The following is a 15799-nucleotide window of genomic DNA, read 5'->3' as shown; positions in this document are numbered from 1 at the left end:
GGGCAGACGACAGCGCCGGGTTCCCCATAAACCGGCCCTGTGCAAGTCGCGGGATGCTGATCACCAGCGCGCGAACGGCGCGCGTTTCAAGCAACGATCGCTCTGCATCGAAAACTTTAGGAATACGAACTTTTGAGCCCTGTCGGCGGCCGAGCACTGCGTAGGGAGGCGCATGGCGCCCGACCCCTCGTCAAGGCCTGACTCGCTCGGCATTTCTTGGCCTTGCTGTTTCCCGCAGCGGCTCTATGCGAAAAGCGAAGCTAGCATGTGGCGGCTGGGTTCTGATGAGAGCAGTTCTTGGGCACAAGCGGTGACTTGTGGCCAGGCGGCCAGCCCATCAGCGAACGACGCGCTGGATTTTAACCCGGGATCGACGTATAGTCTGGTCCTGAATCTCCGGAGGGACAGCCATGAATGCCGTGCCTCAATGGCGGCTCGCAGGCGACTGGTTCGACATCTGCAGCTGCGACATCCCTTGCCCTTGCGAGTTCGCACAACGGCCAACGGGTAATCACTGCCAAGGCGTGCTCGCCTGGCATGTGCGCGAGGGTCAATATGGCGACGTGAAACTCGACGGCCTGACGCTCGTGGCACTCGGCGAGTTTGAAGGCAATCTCTGGGCTGGCGAAGCAAAGGCCGCGATGGGCATGTATCTCGACGAAAGGGCGAACGAGCGGCAGCGCGAAGCCCTGCAGACGATCTTCGGCGGCCACGCCGGCGGCTGGCCGGCGGGCTTTGCCGCCAATGTCGGCGAGATGCGTGGCATCGAGTTCGTTCCGATCACTTTCGAGGTGGCGGGCGACCTCTCCACCTGGCGGATCGATATTCCTGGCCTTGTCGTCGGACACGCGGAAGCGCTTTCCGGACCCACCACGCCGCCCGGCAAGCGGGTGCAGACGATCAACCCGCCAGGCTCGGAGGTCGGCCCGGGCCAGGTTGCCACCTGGGGGCGTTCTGTCGAGGTGAGCACCAAAGGCTTCGGACTCGATTGGACTGGAACGGCCCGCTCGAGCAAGCACATTCCGTTCGACTGGACCGGCCCGAACTAGGGCATCACAATGGCTGACGCGTTGCTCAGGACATCGCGGCGGTTCACCCGAAATCTGCGCGGCATCCCGCTCGGTCTACTCGCATCGCTCGCTGTGCTAACAGCGGCGGCATGGGCGCTCACCCTCTACCAGACGTTCAGCATGGACATGCCCATGGGCATTGCCGTGCGCGGCGGCATGGAGGGTATGGAAGGCATGGCCGGCATGGCGATGGCCGGAATTGCCGCCGACGGCTGGTCAGTTGCCGGCGCCGCCGCTTTTCTCGCTGTGTGGACGGTAATGATGGCGGCCATGATGCTGCCAGCTGCGGCGCCAATGATTTTTATGTTCGCGGCGGCGCAGGCGAGGCGCGAACAGCACGTGGCCATCCCGACATGGATCTTCGTCGCGGGCTATCTGCTCATCTGGGCGGCGGTGGGCCTTGTCGTATATGTCCTGGTCCAGCTCGCTAGCGACTTTGCAACGAGCCTCGATCCACCCCAGCGTTCGAAATGGGCACCGCTCGCGCTCGGTGCCACGCTTGGCGTCGCGGGGCTCTACCAATTCACGACCTTCAAGCACATTTGCCTTAGCCATTGCCGTTCGCCGCTTGCTTTCGTTGCGCAGCACTGGCGCGACGGTCGTCTTGGCGCGCTCAAGATGGGGCTGCGCCACGGCCTCTATTGCTTTGGCTGCTGCTGGGCGCTGTTTGCCGTGCTGGTTGCGGCCGGCGTCATGAGCGTTGCCTGGATGCTGCTTCTGACGCTGGTCGTCTTCGTCGAGAAGCTGCTACCGCGTGGCCGGCGCTTCGAAGGTAGTCTGGGCGTTGCGCTAGTGGCTCTGGGCATCGTTGTATCGCTCGGGGCGATTGAGATGCCTTGGATGAGCGGTCAGGGGGCTTTGATTGCAAATTTTCGTCGGTAACAGGCTTCGAGATCGCTACTGATCAATTTTAACATATAATTTTCGGACAGCCGATGGTGACCGATGCCAGACCCCACGTCCGACACTCTCGATCGCATTCATGATAGAATCGCCAAGGCAGCGCCCTCGGGTGTGTGGTCACGCGCCAGGCGGCGCAGCTTCCACCCTTGACTGAGCGGGAGAAGGCCTGATCGACCGCAGCGCGCCCCGCCACATCGAGGAAGTCGCTGGGCGTGAAGAGACCACCACGCCCGCCGGCGCGGTATCCATCGGGAGACAAAAAGACCACGCCTTGCGAACCGCGAGGTCAGTTTGTGCTGAAAGGCTTTGTAGCCGCTCCAAGATATCCAGTCTTGCCAAGGCACGGATCGAACACCGGGATCAATGCCAACAACATCGCAGCTTGGGGTCGGAACAAGATGGGGTGGTTGCCGTCCTCCCCCACCCGGCATCGCAATGTGCCAAGATGATGTGGTGTAGGCCACAGGACGGAGAAGACGGCAAGATGAAGGATACGATGATCGGGGTGGACCTGGCAAAGAGTGTTTTCCAGGTGCACGGGGCGTCGGAGACAGGCGAGGTGAAATTCCGCAGGAAGTTGTCGCGAGGTCAGTTCTTGCGGTTCATGTCGGAACAGCCGCCAGCACTTGTGATCATGGAGGCCTGCGGCAGTGCACATTACTGGGCGCGCGAGTTGGTCAACATAGGTCATGAGGTCAAGCTGATCGCGCCACAATACGTGCGCCCGTTCGTGAAGCGCCAGAAGAACGACGCTGCCGATGCCGAGGCAATTGTCATAGCGGCCCGCCAGCCCGAGATGCGCTTCGTTGCGCCCAAGACGTCGGATCAGCAAGCGCGGGCAGTTCTGTTCCGGGCACGCGAGCGTACCGTTCGCCAGCGAACGGAACTGGTGAACGCTCCGCGCTGTTCTCTACGAATATGGCCAGATCATTCCGCAGGGTATTGGCCACATTAAGCGCATTGAGGCTATTGTCGGGAATGCTGAGGTCGACCTGCCCGAGCTTGTGAGGGAAGAGTGCTATGACCTTCTTGCTCAGATCGGCGAGAAGACGGCCCGGATCGACGAAAAGGCCAAGAAGCTCGCGGAACTATCCCGCCAAAGCGGAGTCGCACGGCGGCTTCAGACCATGCCGGGTGTCGGGCCGCTGATTGCCCTAGCCGTCGAGGCTTTCGCACCAGCGATGGAGAGCTTCCGATGCGGACGGGATTTTGCCGCTTGGCTCGGCCTCGTCCCCCGCCAATTCTCGTCAGGCGGAAAGGAACGGCTCGGTCGTGTGTCGAAGGCCGGGCAGGCCGACATCCGCAGGCTACTGATCATCGGCGCAATGACCCGTGTTAGGTGGGCGAGCCACAAACCGCCTGTGCAGGGATCGTGGCTTTCGCGGATGCTCGCGAAGAAGCCGAGAATGCTGGTGGCGATCGCACTGGCGAACAAGATGGCCCGGAAAATATGGGCCATGCTGACGAAGCAGGAAGATTATCGAGACCCGGCTCTGGCTGTGGCGGCGTGACAAGCAACCGACCGCGGACAACCAGGACCGGCAAGGAGGTGTGAGAAGTCGATGACCTGAATGGGCGCATGATCGAACCGATCCGGAAAGGGAAAACCAGTACTGCTCTTGGGGCCCAGAGCTCGGGAACAAGATTTGGACCCGCTCCGCAGATCACCATACCGGCCAGCGGCTCCTGAAAGTGCCGCAAGTAAAGGCCTGACAGAAGACCGCACTCGATCACACGTCAAAAAGTCAGAAACTACTTGCGCAATGGACGGCAACCACAGAAGAGCAGTTCGAAATCGTACGCTAAGGTCGAACGGAGCAGGAACGTTATGCGGCACGCCGTAGCCCAGCCGGGAGGCGGAGCGACCTGAAGCCTTCCGGAAGATGTTGCTCGCTGTCCCAGGTGTAGATGCCCGTCAGGTTGATATGCTCCCAACTCAGCGGCGAGACAGGCTTCAACAGCGGATCTGGAACGTTCCTTCCCGCTCGCTTGAGCTGTGTGACCGCGCGGTCGAGATAGACCGTATTCCAGTGTACGATTGCACTGACGACGAGGTTGAGGCCAGAGGCTCGGAATGCCTGGCTTTCGAACGATCGGTCCCGGATCTCACCGCGCTCATGGAAGAAGACCGCGCGTTTGAGTTTGTGCGCAGCCTCGCCCTTGTTGAGGCCGGCCTGGCAACGCCGGCGTAGCGCGGGACTTGAGTACCATTCGATCATGAAGAGCGAGCGCTCGATCCGGCCGAGTTCGCGCAGCGCCCTTGCGAGTTGGCTCTGCTTCGGAGATGCCGAGAGCTTCTTCAGGATCGTGGACGGCACCACGGATCGGGTCGTGATCGACGCCGCCAGATGGAGCAGATCATCCCAGTGGTCGAGGATCAGGGTGGTGTTGATGGGCGCCCCGATGTGGTTTGACAGCGCCGGATATGCATTGCCTTTTTCGAATGTATGAAACTTCCGATCTTTGAGATTGCGCAGCCGAGGCGCGAAGCGTTTGCCGATCAGAGCGAAAAGCCCGAAAACGTGGTCGCTCGCACCGCCGGTGTCGGTAAAATGTTCCTGGACGTCGAGGACCGTGTCCTGATCGAATAGCCCATCGAGCACATAGGCCGCCTCGCTTTCGGTCGGACTGATGGGCAGAATGCTGAAGTAGCCGTACTGATCGGAAAGATGGCTGTAGAATTTCGATCCGGGTTCGCTGCCGTAATGCAAATTGATGTCGCCGCGCTTTGCAGCTCGATCGCTCGCGCGAAAGAACTGCCCGTCGGATGACGCGGTCGTTCCATTGCCCCAAAGTCGAGGATGGGGGTGACGAGTGTGCGCATCGGTAACGCATGCCTGCGCGGCACGATAGGTCTCGGACCGGGCATGGAAGGTGCGCATCCAACTGATCTGGTGAGCGCTGATGCCTTTGGATGCGCTCGCCATCCGCTTCGGACCAAGGTTGGTCGCATCGGCCAGTACACCAGCCAGCATGGCCGAGACACTCTTCGGAGTGTCACCCGTGCGAACACGCGTGAAGAAATCAGCAAAGCCTGTCCATTCATGCACTTCCCTTAACAGGTCGGGAACCTCGACCAACGGATACATGTCGCTGATCTCGGCATTAAGGTCCGCGGCGGCGGCAGGGACTTCGCTGGCGGTCGGCGTGACGATCAAGGTACCGTCTTCAAGACGAACACCTTCGAGCTTCCCGGACCGTGCTCTATGCGCGAGGCGCTTCAAGTTGAAGTCGAGCATCTGACGCGCTTCGGCAAGCCACTGCGCGCCGTCAGTTTGGACGCCCAGTCCAAGGCGATCCTCCTCCTTCATGGTGGTGAATGTCGACCGCGGTATGAGATGCTCGTCGATCGGCCGGAAGGATCGGCTGCCATCGACCCAAACGTCCGCAGATCTAAGCCGGTCCCGCAAAGCCGCGAGCGTTGCAATCTCGTAGAGGCGACGATCGGGCTTCCCCTGGCCGAAGATGAGCCTTCGATCCGCTTGACTGAGGTGGGTGACCGGGACGCGATCCGGAAGTGTCCGCCGCTTCTCAGCATAGAGCCGTTTCAGCAGCGAAATTGCCGCAAGAAGCGGATCGTGTCGCCGCGCGGATTGGAACGAGAACGCCCGTAGGAATGCACCGACATATTTGTTGACGGTCGCATATTGCTCGGCCGCCAGGGTCAACGGCGACGCCTCGTTGTCCTCGACCATCGACTCAAGCTCAGGCTTCATCCGCAGCAAGCGGTGCCATCCGACTTCCTGATCGAGAACCTCCAATGCGTTCCGGCCATAGTCGTTGGCGGACTGCAGGGCAGTGATCGTGTCGAGGAACATGCGCAGCGCCTTTGCGGTATCCGGCCTGCAGTCTATCTGTCGCTGCTTCTTGCGGTTGTTGGCTTGCGAGAACAGCCGACCCATCAGCTTGATGAACATCGTCACCGCATCATCGGTAAGCTTCTGACCGAGTTTGATGACTTGCGCGACGATCAGAGCATGCCGACGGCTGGCATTGAAGTCATTGGCAAGCCAGGCAGGCGTAGCGTTGCCCTCACGTATCATCTGGTCCCATCGTCCCGACGAAATGCGCGCCTGCAATTTCGGATCGATTTCCAGTGTGCGCAGGAAAGCAATCCGTTCGGTCAGCCCGACCAGGTTTGACCCACCTGGCGCTTCGGGTGCCGATCGCAGCCAATGAAAGCGGGGTTGGCCGATCGCCGGGTCAACGTCCAATAGCCTGTCCAATGATTGAAGCTTATCAAGCGGGATGTCTTCAATCAGAATTCTCTCTGCCCGTCGGCGGGCAATCGCGCGGCCGGCAAGGCCGATCCGTTCGATCGTGTCGACTGCCGGCAGAAGAGATCCGCGTTCACGAAACGTGGCGACAATGGAACTGGCTATCGCAGCACCATCGTCGGACATCGTCGCCGCCTGAATTGCCGCCAATAGCGCGGCCCGACGATCTTGCGCCGTCGCGCTTCTCGTATCCAGATACACCATTAGGCGCGCTGTGTGATCGCGACGGGTTTCTTCACGGCGTGCATAGAGCGCAAATGCTTCTGGGTCGGCGCCGATTTGATCAGCAACATATCTGAGCATGGCGCAAGGCGGAGTCTCTTCTGCGCCCAGCACTCGGCCTGGGTATCGCATCAGACATAGCTGAACGGCAAAACCGAGCCGATTATGCTCACGCCTCCGCAGTTCAATCTCCAGACGATCTGCCGGGGACAACGAATAGCGTCGGATCAGGCTATCCTCGTCGGCTGGTATATCGAAAACCTTCTGTCGATCCTGAACTTTGAGAAGCTTCCGTTTTGCCATCGCCCGACGCCATCCCCGACCAATCTGCCGAGAGCGTTGTCGAGTCGGACGGACGAGGAAATAAAAACTGGTGCCTGGCGGTAGCAATCCACAGGGATCGGAGGCTGCACATCCGAGCTCCGGCACAGTTCATGTTCCGTTCGCCCTTAGCGTACGATTTCGTACTGCTCTAGTTCCCACCCCTTCAGGGAGTCGCCGAGGTAGAGAACGCCAAAGCGATTTGCCTCGACGCGGCGCCGCGGATCGCTGAAACGACTTGGCGATCTTCCGTACCCAAGGGGATCGGGATAGGCGCCCCAATAGATCCGCCCAAATGTGCGGCCCGGCGGTCAGGTCTCGATCTCAAGCTCCACTCGCTCGAAATCGGCTGGAGGCGGAGTGCCAGGCATTCAGTCGAAGTCGCCTCTTGTCATACCTTCCGCGGCGGCCAGCACCAAGGCGTCATCGCCTTGCTGAAGAGCGTGTAGACCTGTACGTCCATCGAGGGCGCCATGGCGCGATACCAGAAACCGGTAGACCGCCCAGGCGCTGTTGCCCAACGTGGCGTGGAGCGCGGGAAATGCGCCAAATGGGCGGCCGTGCTTATCGAGTTGCCAGACAGGAAAGCGAAAGCCGCGCTTAGCCCCATCAATCCCCAGCACCTGCCCGCTCTGCCGCCAGGCGTTGACAGTCACCCGTGATGTGCCGAGCAGCTTGGCGAAGGCCTCAGCGCCAAGCATGTCCTCGCCAGCGACAATTTCGGCGACACGCTTGCGGCCACGCTCGCGCGCCGCGGCAAGAGCCGCCTCAAGTTCGGCACCGGGCTTGCCTGTCTCTTCAACAGGAAACTCATCGTCGGAGGCGATGGGCTGTTCCTCGACCGGCGTGATCGTCTGCGCGTCGGCGGCCGGATCGACCTCGACCCGGAACGATACGCGATGCCCGAACTTGCGGCTGCGTGCGATCGCTTCCTGGTACCGCTCCAGCAGCACCTTCTTGAAGTTCGCCTGTGCCGGCAGCTTTGTGGTGAAGCTCAGGGCAGTTACTCCCGCGTGCGACCCGGTCCCGCCATGATTGCTGCGTTTTGGAGCGGCCATGGTGACAACCTCCTTCTTGTTGTCACCAATTTGGTTACAAAACGCAAGTTCGTCAAGTTCGATAACTTCGTAAAGTCACCAGAATGGTTCTAATGACCAACCTTTGAGCTACACAATTCCCCAGGCCCGAAACCTCCCCCTGCCGGTCATTTCGCGCAGGCCGAGCTCGCCGACGAGATTGAGCGCTCCCTGTTTCGAGACTTTTAGCCTCTCTTCGACCATGCCGGTCGAGACGAGCGGCCGCGACAGCACCAGGTCGACTAGCTCAGGCAGCTTCGAACTGGAACGACGCTTGCGCAACCGTCGCTCAATCTGGTTTTTCGCCAGCACCAACCGGTCGTGCTCCTTCAGCCCGGCGAGCGCCGACTCGTGGATCGCATCGAGCCATGCCAGGATCCGATCGCTCCGCGTCCGCGCCCGCCGGCGCTCCCGCGGAATGGTCTTGGCGCCGAGGTGCAGGCCCGCGAGATGGCCTGCGGCAACGCCTTCCTGGCGCAGCAATGCGGCCGCCAGCAGCGGCCCGAGCCAGGCGGCATGCTGCAGCACCTCGATCTGGGACCAGGCCTCGAGCAGGATCGCTGCACGCAGCACTGGCGGCAGCGCCCGCGTATCCGCGAGTACGCCCTGCCATTCAGCCAATCGCGCGTCCTCGTCCCAGTCGAGATCATAGACGAGCGACGGCCGGTCGGACTGCCGCGGGCGCTCCTTGCGGACCGACGCCGTCCCACCCTCCAGCACCTTTGCGGCGCGGTCGAGAACGGCGTCGATCGCCGCGAACTCCTCGGCCAGGGGATCCGGCTCGGCCGCGTCGGCCAATGGCTCGCTCGGCGCCTGGGGCGTAGGCCCGCCCTGCCCTTCCGGGTCGCGGTCCGCCGGCGCAGCCGTGCCGCGACCGGTCAGCTGGCGCAGGCCGTCGCGCCCAAGCGCCCAGTCGGGAGCACGGGCGACAATTTGCCTTCGCGCGCGCAGGACCGCGTGAGCCCGTGTGAGTTCGTGCGTCGGCGCGCGGATATCCATGTGGGCGTCGTGCAGGACCAGGTCCTCGATATGGACGAGCTCGCCCTCCAGCCAAAGTGCCGCAGCGGCATCGGCGAAATTCTGCCGATCGATCCAGCCGTCCCGGACCGGCGAACGGTGAATCCGCTCGTCGAGACGTGCCAAGACCTCCGTAGCCCGGGCAACAGGCGCTATCAGCGCAGCCAGAGGCAAAGTGCCGAAATCGTAAACCATTGATTTACCTTAACATGATTCGCGATAATCAAGCTATCTGACACTTCATTGGACTTGCATCGTGTTTCGTCTGGCGCTCTTTTAACTATCGATAAGTATCTCTTATCGATAGTGATTGTTTTCGCAGCGCAAATCGGCAAGAATCCATGCTCCAACCGGCCGAGGAGGCGTGGGAAATGCGCGAAATCAGACCGATCTCGAGCTCGGCCGACGTCTTGCGTCGCGCCGAGGCGCTCGACACCCTGGATGCCGTTCTGCCGTTCGATCGCCGCGAGTTCCTTGCCGAGATTCTGTCGGACGACGATGTCGAGACCCTTCGTCACCTGGCGCGCGAAGGCATCGGCGAGAACTCGATGCGGGCGCTCGCCTCCGACCTGGCTTACCTTGAGGCATGGTGTCGGGCCGCCACAGCCAATCCCCTGCCCTGGCCCGCCCCTGAGACGTTGCTGCTCAAATTCCTGGCTCATCATCTGTGGGATCCGATCCGGCGCGAGACCGATCCCTCGCACGGCATGCCCGAGGACGTGAGCATAGCATTGATGCAAGCAGGGTTATTGAGAGCCACGGGACCCCACTCCCCCAGCACCGTTCGCCGGCGCCTTTCGAGCTGGTCAACGCTGACGCAATGGCGCGGACTGCAGGGCAGGTTCAACGCGCCTCGTGTGCGCAACGCGATCAAACTCGCGGTGCGGGCTAGTTGCCGTCCGCGACACCGCAAGAGCGCTAAGGCCATCACGGCCGACGTGCTGGGCACGCTCTTGCGGGGCTGCGCCGGCGAGCGCCTTGCGGATGTGCGCGACCGGGCGCTGCTCATGGTCGCCTTCGCCTCCGGCGGCCGGCGTCGCAGCGAAATCTCCTCGCTGCGTATCGAACAGTTGGTCCAACAGGATCCCGTCCGGGAGGATCCGAACGATCCCGATACAGCCCTGCTGCCGTGCCTTAGCATCCAGATTGGCCGGACCAAGACCACCGAGGCCGATGACGGCGCATTCGTCCTGCTGGTAGGCAGGCCCGTCGCGGCGCTGGAAGATTGGCTCGCGCGCGCGGGGATCAACGAAGGCGCCGTTTTTCGTCGCATCGACCGTTGGGGCCACGTCGAGCGGAGGGCGCTCACACCGCAGGCTGTCAATCTCATCGTGAAACGGCGCATCCTCCAATGTGGGCTCGATCCACGGGAGTTCAGCGCCCATGGCCTGCGCGCCGGGTTCCTGACCGAGGCGGCCCGGCGCGGCATTCCCCTGCCCGAAGCCATGCAGCAATCCCAGCATCGGTCCGTGCAGCAGGCCTCGCGCTATTACAACGACGCCGAGCGACGGCATGGAAAGGCCGCGCGGCTTATGGTGTGAGGCAAAGATCGGCGATCGTGCCTCATGATGCGCCGCCTCGCCGCTCCCAGCCTTTCTTTTTCATGCTGTTGCGCAGCGCGTCGCTGATTTCGACCGGTTCGGCTGAATGATCCGCCCCGGTCCTGAAGCCAGGGCTTGTTGTCTTGGCGTTCGCATCGAGCTTTTCGCGCAATAACGCCATCACCATAGGCCACACTGAGAACTTTTGATCGCGCGCCCTTTCGGTCAGATTGCGAAGATAGCCGCCCCGGCTGCCGATCCGATCGGAACGTTGCAGGATTGCAGCCACCGTAACCGCGGCCTTTTCCTGCCCCATGACTTCGACCGCTTCCTGCCAGGCGCTTGGGCTGATGCCCATGAACGGTCGGGCCTGTTCGGCCGCAGCGACAAAATCGCGCCAGGTCCTGATCTGCCCGTCGCGGGCCAGCGTCAAAAGTTCGGGGCAGGCATCCACCACCAAGCCCAATGGCAAATCCCGGTTCGGCAAGGCCCGTACATTATCAATTTTGGCGTCAACGCCGCTCGCTTCTGGTTCTTCTCTAACGCTGTGTTCAGATTCATCGGTAGAATAAACATATGGGTTTGAATTCTGTATGTGACGTTCAGATTGGGACTCATTGGCGCTCGGATTCTGTGAATTGATGAATGATTCCAGCGTCTGATGGATATCTACCCAAAGGTCTTCCAACTCGTTGCAGATGCCTTCGAGGACCGACCGCGCCGCCGTCCGCGGCAAGCGGGCGATAATTGCCTCATAGCGGCGCTGGAAGCTCTGCCAGTTGCCGGGAGCTGCCTCGTTGATCCCGACTTCAATCATCTTGACGACATCGCGGCGGCATATTGTCAGGCGCTCCTTGGCCAGACGATGGGCCTTGTGCTCGGCCTTCACATCGGCAGCCAGCGCCTTGAACTCCTCGGCCCTGGCCAGGATCGGCGAAAGATCGAACCCATAGGCCTGGTCGATCGCACCGCCCTCCCCCTTTCGGGCAAACCGCTTGCCGTTCGGACTGTCGCGCCGGATGATGAGACCCGTCGTGACCAGATTGCCAAGGTGCCGTCTGAGCGTCGCCGGCGACATACCATTGGCGCGACGGCTGAGTTGCTCATTGGAGGGAAACACGATCAGGCTTCCTTCCCCGGTAAGCTCGTCCGCACGATGAAATGACAGGAGCGCATTGAGGATCGCCAGCGCGCGATCCGTTGCCCCCAACGCCTGCTTTGCCTCGCGTATATCCCTGAAGACCTCCCACTTCGAAACTCGCGCTTCCTGGTCGATCTGACCGGCCGTAACCTGGCTTGCAAGCAAGGCAAGCGTCATCGGCCGCCGCCCAAAGGGCGTCGTTGCGGTATGTGTCCCCATATTCCCTTCCACCTATCGCTAGGCAAAAGAAATCAACTCGCCAAATCGGCGCCAGGACTCTTGACAGTGATTCGTGGATTTGCGATTCTCAGACTGCTTAGATCATGAGAGAGGCTTCCACGACGGCGACGTCTGGGGGCCTTTTTCTTTTGCGGTTGAGTGCTCCTTAATCTGTTGTCTTCTGACGAAACTCGTCATAGAGCGCCTGCAGGCGCTCCCGCACGAAGCCTGCGAATTCCGGTTCGATCCGTTTGTCGAAGGCGAAGGTCATCTTCGTTTCGCTGTCGCTGATATTGACCAGTCGAGAGCCATTGGAGGCGGTCCATACCGTTCGGGCCGGTTTCTTTGCCGGGGCCCTGACAAGGTCGTGAATGGCTTGAAAGCGCTCGTCGCTGCTGTGGCCCGCGAATTCCGGCTCCTGGATCGCCTTGAGCGCCTTGGCCCGCTTACCCTTCTCCTCGAGCAGGTCGGCAAGCTCGGCCCATTTCTGCCGGCCAACAGATTCAGCGGTGCCGATCCCCTCGATGATCTCGGCCGGCAGTCGCGCGACCAGAGCAATCATCCTTGATAGCGCCGCCTTGTCGACGCCAAGCGAGGCCATGATGATATCGCGCGAAAAGCCCTTATCTTCGAGCTTTGCCGCAAAATAGCAGCGCTCAATATAGGACAGGTCGCTACGGCTGCTGTTTTCCTGCCCCTGGCTTACGATGAGTTGCTCATCCGACAGATCCCTGACGACAGCGCGGACCATGCGGCCGAGTTGCCTGACCGCGGCCAATCTGCGATGGCCGTAGGCGACCTGATAGCGCGCGTGGTCTTCAGGATGCGGGCGCACCAGGATGGGCACCTGTTGTCCATGTTCACGAATCTGATCGACGAGGGCTGCTCGTTTTTCGTCGCTCACCCCCAGTCGATCGACCACGATGGATTGATCGATAAGGCTGGGATCGAGTTCGACGACCGCCTGCCCTTCCGACAGCTTGCGTTCGATCTCCTCTGCTCGCTGAGCGCGTGAATTGATGTTTTCGAGCGATTGCGAGATGGCGCCGACCGGCCGGCCTGGCTTGAGGGGGCGATCCAATCCCATCAGAGGCCTCACCAGCGCCGTTCTGGCGGCATCCGGAGGCGTTTGCTCACCCGTGGGTTCCGAGACTTCGAAGAGGTTCTTGCGGGCCATTGCTATTTACGTCCCCAAGTCCTGCGGATCAGTTCTTCGATCTCGCCGTTGACGAGGGTCAGGCTCTCGAGCGCCCGATCGTAGGTTCCACGGGTGAATTGCCCGCGCTCGACCTCGTAGAGGGTTTGCTTGGTCAAGCCGGCATCGGAGATCGCCGTCGACTTCAGCATGGCGTTTTCGAGGACGCGGTTGCCGAAGATCGAGCGCATGAAACCCGCCATCTGGCTTTGTGGGCCATCGTTCGGCTCGAACCGCGTGACCAGATAGCGCATCCAGTCATAGTCGGTATTGCCGCCGGCGTTCTCCACGACCGAGAGCAGGTCGGAGGTCATCAGCAGGAATTGGGACATCGACATGACGTCGAGCATCTGAGGATGAACGGTGATGATGACGGCCGTGGCCGCGCACAACGCCGAGAGCGTCAAGAAGCCGAGCTGCGGCGGGCAGTCGATGACGACCACATCATACGCGCTCTCGATCTCGGCCAGGCATTCGCCAAGACGTGCAAAGAACATCGTTCCCGGCTGCCGGCTTGCCAATACTTTCGGCGTCTCGTGCTCGAACTCCATCAGCTCGAGATTGCCCGGGATGAGGTGCAGGTTGGGGGTATAGGTGGACCGGACAATCTCCAGAATGCTGCGACAGTCGTCGTCGTAGCGAATTGCCCCATAGATGGTCTCGTTGGGCCCCACGTCGAGTTCGGGCTGATGGCCAAACATGGCTGAAAGACTGGCTTGTGGGTCGAGGTCGATCGCCAGCACCCGATATCCGCGCAAAGACAGGAATTGGGCAAGATGCGCAGCTGTAGTCGTCTTGGCGCTGCCGCCCTTGAAATTCATGACCGAGAGAATCTGGAGCTTCTCCCCTGCCCTGCGGTGTCTGATATACTTTCCGGGGCCTTTCGAGTTCGCCTCGTCGAGCACGTGTCGGAGCCGTTCGATGTCCTCCACCGAGTAGAGCCGCCGGCCGTTTGCTTGTGGCTGCGGACCATGCCCCTCCGCGACGATCTGGCGAAGATAGCCCTCATGAATGCCGATGAAGTCAGCCGCCTCGCCCGGCGTGAACAGGCGCATCCCCTTTTGCGAGGTTGGTGGGAATATCCTGGCCTGGTGCGCCTGCAACTGCCTTGACAGCTCCGCCGCATCCATGGCGATGAGTTCGCGGAGGCTTTCGCCCGCGGGGCTGCTTTGGCTGACCTTGTCCAACACCGGCCTCTCCTGATCTGCGCATTTTGGCCCGGAGGCGGCAGAAATGCGCTGATCAAGATGGACTGATTCTGGATGGCCGACAAACCCTTTTTGGTTAATGAAAGGTTAACGCGCCATTGCGAGTCTGTATCAACTGCGAGATTACAAGATTCAGCGCTCAATCACTACTGCCGCGATCTCCATCAGCAGGAGTTGACCAATCGACGCGCGTGTCGGCAGGCCGCGGTTGGTCACGGCCCCTCCTTAGAAGCTAGCGTGAATCCGCCCTACGACCGGAGCATGTTCGAAGAGGCTTGCTGGCCGTCGAGTCCTGTCGGCTTGCCGCTCTTGCGCTCTTATGGTGTTAGCGTTGGGCATCCTTCGGCAACTCATCACCCCTCTCCATGGCGCGCCGATCTGTGGTTGTTATAGGTGACACGCCTGTCAACCCGCCGGCGGCGAATAGGCTCTCGACGCGCCCTAGATGCAATTGCGATCAGGAAGGAGCACATTCCTTTCGGCATGGCTGTTTCGGCCCACCTAACAGGATCAGCGAACCAACGAGCCTATCGGTTGTACATGTGCAACTCGGCTAAGGACCGATACGATTCCGCGACAGGGCCGCACGCACCACTTTCCGTGCACGCGTCAGTTTGGACTTGGCAGAATCTGGGCTTTCACGACCCTAGCAGGCAGGGACAGCAGGCCGACCTTTTGACGGCTTGGCTTGTACAATTCGTGTCGGAACGGAAGAGCCGTCGAGACCAATCGCAACACCCTCCAGTCGTGGCGGCGGCGGCTGGGCGACAAACCTTTCACCAAGGTTGAAGTTCTTGCTGTCGTTCCTTCTTTTCGAAGGCTGCAGACTTTCTGCACGCGTGCCGATCCGATCCGTTTGGCCCAATGCTGCCGCACGTCGTCGGCTGCTTTGCTGCTCCGGCCGAGGCCGCAAGCCGAACCTCTTCGTGTAGAGACCTTCGAACTCAAGCGAGTTGCGCTCCTTGAGCAACAATAGTTCCGGCGCGATCGCATCGCCGGACAGTGCACCTATCTCGATGTGCCTTCAGGCGCTAGATGACTTGCGCCTACGCAACTATGTGACTGGTCAGCCGGACAACGGCACTCGTAGGGCAGGCTACTGCAACTTCTCGCCTGGGCAGCGGCTGAGCGATCGGCGCGCACATATCTGTCTGCAAATCGCTCTATAATGGAGCACGGTAGAGCCCACTTTCCCTACCGAGTTGCACATGTACAACTTTGCGCTGGAGCCGCGCCTCCTGCTCAAGGAGGCCGGTTCCCCGTCGCTCGCAGCTGAGGGATTCGGGCGCGCGTCTGCAGATGATTCTATAATGGGGCATGGCAGGACCGACCAGCCCGCCGAGTTGCACATGTACAACTTTGCGCTGGAGGATCCACGCTGACCGCTCGAGGGACAGGTTCCCCGTCGCATCTTGCATTCGAATAACGACTTATCGGCGCTTTTCTCTGCACGACGCTTTTCAGCAAGACGGTAGAACGCAGTCCCACAATGGCGGATGCGGTGACGCTTCTACGGTGCAGAGGGTAGGCTAACCTGCAAGGATCCGCAGAACATTTGATCGATGGTCCAGCTAGGATCACGACGACTGAATGGTTGTTGAATCACCCT

At 60.9% G+C, this 15799-nt stretch carries 9 protein-coding genes and 1 pseudogene; 4 read left to right on the top strand and 6 right to left on the bottom strand.

Annotated features, from left to right (window positions below):
• Positions 1 to 410: 410 nt before the first annotated feature.
• The 3 genes and pseudogenes from P9272_RS03775 to P9272_RS03765 all read left to right on the top strand — a co-directional run bounded on the left by P9272_RS03775 (position 411) and on the right by P9272_RS03765 (position 3484).
• On the top strand, positions 411 to 1049 hold the full coding sequence (locus P9272_RS03775) for a DUF1326 domain-containing protein (RefSeq protein ID WP_278159124.1): 639 nt from the start codon (positions 411 to 413) through the stop codon (positions 1047 to 1049).
• 9 nt (positions 1050 to 1058) lie between these two features.
• Entirely contained in the window at positions 1059 to 1952 is an 894-nt protein-coding gene (locus tag P9272_RS03770) for a DUF2182 domain-containing protein (RefSeq protein ID WP_278159123.1), read from the top strand.
• A 505-nt stretch (positions 1953 to 2457) separates the two neighbouring features.
• Positions 2458 to 3484, top strand: a pseudogene (locus tag P9272_RS03765) (IS110 family transposase).
• A 315-nt stretch (positions 3485 to 3799) separates the two neighbouring features.
• On the opposite strand, the gene P9272_RS03760 reads toward P9272_RS03765, so the two are convergent.
• The 3 genes from P9272_RS03760 to P9272_RS03750 all read right to left on the bottom strand — a co-directional run bounded on the left by P9272_RS03760 (position 3800) and on the right by P9272_RS03750 (position 9081).
• Positions 3800 to 6775, bottom strand: coding sequence for a Tn3 family transposase (locus P9272_RS03760; protein ID WP_278159122.1), 2976 nt, complete (start codon positions 6773 to 6775; stop codon positions 3800 to 3802).
• A 389-nt stretch (positions 6776 to 7164) separates the two neighbouring features.
• A complete protein-coding gene (locus P9272_RS03755; protein WP_278159121.1) occupies positions 7165 to 7851 on the bottom strand; it encodes an XRE family transcriptional regulator in 687 nt (228 codons plus the stop codon).
• A 108-nt stretch (positions 7852 to 7959) separates the two neighbouring features.
• Positions 7960 to 9081: an RHE_PE00001 family protein gene (locus tag P9272_RS03750; protein WP_278159120.1), complete on the bottom strand. Its 1122-nt coding sequence runs from the start codon at positions 9079 to 9081 to the stop codon at positions 7960 to 7962.
• Between the two features lie 176 nt (positions 9082 to 9257).
• On the opposite strand from P9272_RS03750, the gene P9272_RS03745 reads away from it, so the two are divergent.
• Positions 9258 to 10427: a tyrosine-type recombinase/integrase gene (locus tag P9272_RS03745; protein ID WP_278159119.1), complete on the top strand. Its 1170-nt coding sequence runs from the start codon at positions 9258 to 9260 to the stop codon at positions 10425 to 10427.
• A 22-nt stretch (positions 10428 to 10449) separates the two neighbouring features.
• Here the strand turns inward: P9272_RS03745 and repC are convergent, their stop codons facing one another.
• From repC to repA, 3 genes are all read right to left on the bottom strand, one after another.
• Entirely contained in the window at positions 10450 to 11787 is a 1338-nt protein-coding gene (repC, locus tag P9272_RS03740; RefSeq protein ID WP_278159118.1) for a plasmid replication protein RepC, read from the bottom strand.
• Positions 11788 to 11953: 166 nt separating this feature from the next.
• Positions 11954 to 12964, bottom strand: a complete 1011-nt coding sequence (gene repB / locus P9272_RS03735; protein ID WP_278159116.1) for a plasmid partitioning protein RepB — start codon at positions 12962 to 12964, stop codon at positions 11954 to 11956.
• Positions 12965 to 12966: 2 nt separating this feature from the next.
• A complete protein-coding gene (gene repA / locus P9272_RS03730) occupies positions 12967 to 14112 on the bottom strand; it encodes a plasmid partitioning protein RepA (protein ID WP_278159234.1) in 1146 nt (381 codons plus the stop codon).
• Positions 14113 to 15799 lie beyond the last annotated feature (1687 nt).

The sequence above is a fragment of the Mesorhizobium sp. WSM4976 genome (assembly GCF_029625685.1).
Classification (GTDB): Bacteria; Pseudomonadota; Alphaproteobacteria; order Rhizobiales; family Rhizobiaceae; genus Mesorhizobium.
This window is presented reverse-complemented; position numbering and strand designations above follow the sequence as displayed.

What these genes read in the sequence shown, in the direction of transcription:
- P9272_RS03775 (WP_278159124.1), top strand. Translation starts at nt 411, where the DNA reads ATGAATGCCGTGCCTCAATGGCGGCTCGCAGGCGACTGGTTCGACATC.
- P9272_RS03770 (WP_278159123.1), top strand. Translation starts at nt 1,059, where the DNA reads ATGGCTGACGCGTTGCTCAGGACATCGCGGCGGTTCACCCGAAATCTG.
- P9272_RS03760 (WP_278159122.1), bottom strand. Translation starts at nt 6,775, where the DNA reads ATGGCAAAACGGAAGCTTCTCAAAGTTCAGGATCGACAGAAGGTTTTC.
- P9272_RS03755 (WP_278159121.1), bottom strand. Translation starts at nt 7,851, where the DNA reads ATGGCCGCTCCAAAACGCAGCAATCATGGCGGGACCGGGTCGCACGCG.
- P9272_RS03750 (WP_278159120.1), bottom strand. Translation starts at nt 9,081, where the DNA reads ATGGTTTACGATTTCGGCACTTTGCCTCTGGCTGCGCTGATAGCGCCT.
- P9272_RS03745 (WP_278159119.1), top strand. Translation starts at nt 9,258, where the DNA reads ATGCGCGAAATCAGACCGATCTCGAGCTCGGCCGACGTCTTGCGTCGC.
- repC (WP_278159118.1), bottom strand. Translation starts at nt 11,787, where the DNA reads ATGGGGACACATACCGCAACGACGCCCTTTGGGCGGCGGCCGATGACG.
- repB (WP_278159116.1), bottom strand. Translation starts at nt 12,964, where the DNA reads ATGGCCCGCAAGAACCTCTTCGAAGTCTCGGAACCCACGGGTGAGCAA.
- repA (WP_278159234.1), bottom strand. Translation starts at nt 14,112, where the DNA reads ATGGATGCGGCGGAGCTGTCAAGGCAGTTGCAGGCGCACCAGGCCAGG.